Consider the following 3,354-nt stretch of genomic DNA (forward strand, 5'->3'; position numbering starts at 1 on the left):
CCCTGAGCCGGGGGGAGGAACTGTTCACCTACGGCTGCGCCAGTTGCCACTACAACAATCCGGATGAGCCCAGCATCATGCGCCCGGACATGAGCCTGAACAGCGCCGTGACCGCCGATGATCCCACCAACCTGATCCGCTTCACGCTGGAGGGCATTTCCGACGAGGCCGGTATTCAGGGCGTCGTGATGCCGGGTTACGCGGACTGGAGCAATGGCGATCTGGTGGCCCTGTTCACATTCCTGCGCGAGACCCACACCGATCGCCCCGCCTGGGACAATCTCGAACAACGTATTCAAGCGCTGCGCGATAACGCCGGCAACGGGAAGGAGTAACAGACCATGAGCACCACATTCACTCTCAACGGGCAAAAGGTCACTCTGGAGGTGACCGACGACACCCCGCTGCTCTGGGGCATTCGCGATGACGCCGGCATGACCGGCACCAAGTTCGGCTGTGGCATCGGCCTGTGCGGCGCCTGCACCGTGTTGGTCAACGGCCGGGCCACCCGCTCCTGCATTACGCCGATCAGCCAGGTGGCCGGGGCCGAGGTCACCACCATCGAAGGGCTGGACGAAAACGGCCAGCACCCCCTGCAGAAAGCCTGGGTGGAAACCCAGACGCCCCAGTGCGGTTACTGCCAGTCCGGGCAGATCATGCAGGCCGCGGCCATGCTCAAGGATTTTCCCAACCCCACCGATGAGCAGATCGACCAGGTGATGAGCGGCAACCTGTGCCGCTGCATGGCCTATGTGCGTATTCGGGAAGCCATCAAAATTGCCGCCACCGAGATGCGCGGCGGTGTCCAGATTCAGGAGGGTGCCTCCAATGAATAAGCTATTTCGCTCCTTGCTCAACCCCGATGTGGGCGCGGTCAATCACGGCCCCAGCCTGAGCCGCCGCGGCTTTCTGATCGGCGCCGCCGGTGCCGGCATCACCCTCGCCTTTTACCGCCCCGGGCTGAGCTTCGCCCAACCGGAAGAGGTAATTGAAAACCAAACCTTTGAGCCCACCATCTGGTATCAGATCGAAAATGACGGGCGCATAATCGTCAACATTGCCGAGGCCGAAATGGGCCAGCATGTGGGCACCGCCCTGGCCCGCATTGTCGCGGATGAACTGGAGGCCGATTGGTCCAAAGTCGAGCTGCATCATGTCGACAGCGATCCCAAATGGGGCCTGATGGTCACCGGTGGCAGTTGGTCGGTGTGGCAGAACTTCATGCCCCTCAGTCGCGCCGGCGCCGCCGGTCGGCAAGTGTTAATTGAAGAGGGCGCCAAACTGCTCGGCGTCAACGCCAGTCAGTGCCGCGCGCGCAACAGCGAAGTGATCGCGGGCAACCGCTCCATCAGCTACGCCGAGATCGTTCAGCGTGGCAACATGTCCCGCTCCTTCAGCGAAGACGAACTGGAAAAAATCCAGGTCAAAAAACCCGAAGACCGCCGCCTGATCGGTCAGGAAGCCCAGGCACTGGATATCCCCGATAAAACCGATGGTTCCAGTGTGTACGGCATCGATGCCACCGTCGAAAACATGGTGTACGGTCGGCCGCTGATTCCGCCCACCCGCTACGGTGCCAAGATCAACAGCATCGACGACAGCGAGGCGAAAAACGTCGAGGGTTACCTGCAGACCATTCAACTGAATGACCCGACCGACACCGTGCCCGGTTGGGCGGTGGTCATTGCCACCTCGTTTTACGCGGCGAGCAAAGCGGCCAGCAAAATCAAAGTGGACTGGACGCCGGGGGAAACCGCCAACGTCAGCGAGCAGGATATTCTCGATCGCGGTTTGGAATTGATTGAGAAAGGCGATGGCGGTGCACTGGTGGTGAATGAAGAAGGCGTGGACGACGCCTTCAGCAACGCCGATTCGGTGCTGGAAGAAGATTACATCGCCCACACCGTTTTGCACTTTCAACTGGAGCCGGTCAACGCCCTCGCCTACCAGAAAGACGGTATCTGGGAAATTCACACCGGCAACCAGTGGCAGTCCCTGATTCTGCCGACGCTGGCCAACGCGCTGGATGTACCGGAAAACAAAGTCATCATGCGTACCTATATGCTCGGCGGTGGTTTTGGTCGCCGGCTCAATGGCGACTACGCGGTGCCCGCCGCTCTGGCCTCAAAAGCGCTGAACCGCCCGGTGAAGCTGGTGTTCACCCGGGAAGACGACGCGCGCTTTGACTCGGTGCGCTCCCCCGCCTACCAGCGGGTGCGCATGGCCTTTGATGCCGAGGGCAACCCCACCGGCATGGAGCACCACGCCACCGCCGGCTGGCCCACACAGGTGATGGTGCCGGGCTTTATGCCCGCGGCCACCAACGGTGCGAAGTACGACCCCTTCGCCATTCAGGGCGCCGCTCACTGGTATTCGGTGGGGGCGCATCGGTTGCGGGCCATTTCCAACGATCTGGCCAATAAAACCTTCCGCCCCGGCTGGCTGCGCTCGGTGGGCTCGGGCTGGGTAAACTGGGCCTTGGAATCCTTTATGGACCAGGCGGCCCGCAAGGCCGGGAAAGACCCGATTGAGTTCCGTCTGGCCCTGCTGAAAGCGGAAGGCAAAAACGCCGGCGAAGCCCCCAACTCGGTGGGCGGCGCCAACCGTCAGGCGAATGTACTGCGCCGGGTGCGGGAAATTTCCGAGTGGGGTCAGGATATGCCAGCAGACACCGGCCTCGGGGTGGCCACCACTTACGGCCAGGAGCGCAACATGCCGACCTGGACGGCTTGTGTCGCCAAGGTGCATGTGGATCGCAATACCGGCAAGGTGACGCTGCAGAAGCTGACGCTGGTGACCGATGCTGGCACGGTGGTGCATCCGGATGGTGCCCGTGCGCAGGTGGAAGGCGCGGCTTTGTGGGGTGCCAGTATGGCGCTGCATGAGGGTACGGTGTTTGAGAAGGGTGAGGTGAAGGATCAGAACCTGAATACTTATTCGCCGATGCGGATTCGCGATGTGCCGGAGATTGAGATGGAGTTTGTGGACAGTACGGAGTTGTCGGTAGGCTTGGGTGAGCCGGCAACCACGGTGGTCGGTCCGGCGATTGGCAACGCGATTTTCGCGGCGGTCGGAGTACGGATGACGGAGATTCCGATTCGACGCGAAGCGGTGTTGGCGGCGTTGAAGGCTTAGCTTACTGACTCTTTAATCCGATAGTCCGGTACGGGAAGGGGGACGTTGTTTCCAGACACGCCGTGAATACATCCATGTAGGCTCGGATCGCGGGTCCCCCGCTCTACGGTCTGGAAACAACGTCCCCCTTCCCGCACCTCAGTGCTTCGAATCCAGTTTGGCAGTACAATGCTTTAGACATCATCGTAGGGTGGATAAGGCCGAAGGCCGTCATCCACC

General features: G+C 61.2%; 3 protein-coding genes. All 3 read left to right on the forward strand.

The features are described from left to right. A partial coding sequence (locus tag B3520_RS04175; protein WP_286875474.1) for a c-type cytochrome occupies nt 1-335 on the forward strand: 335 nt, incomplete at its 5' end. 6 nt (nt 336-341) lie between these two features. Next, nucleotides 342-836 carry a (2Fe-2S)-binding protein gene (locus B3520_RS04180; protein ID WP_286807300.1) on the forward strand — a complete coding sequence of 165 codons (495 nt, stop codon included), beginning with the start codon at nt 342-344 and terminating at the stop codon, nt 834-836. Beyond that, nucleotides 829-3,135 (forward strand): xanthine dehydrogenase family protein molybdopterin-binding subunit, encoded by a 2,307-nt coding sequence (locus B3520_RS04185; RefSeq protein ID WP_286807299.1) that lies wholly within the window; start codon nt 829-831, stop codon nt 3,133-3,135. Before B3520_RS04180 ends, B3520_RS04185 begins: the two co-directional genes overlap by 8 nt. The last annotated feature ends 219 nt before the right edge of the window (nt 3,136-3,354 follow it).

Origin of the sequence: Marinimicrobium sp. UBA4509, assembly GCF_002388575.1 — a bacterium.
Taxonomy (GTDB): domain Bacteria; phylum Pseudomonadota; class Gammaproteobacteria; order Pseudomonadales; family Cellvibrionaceae; genus Marinimicrobium; species Marinimicrobium koreense.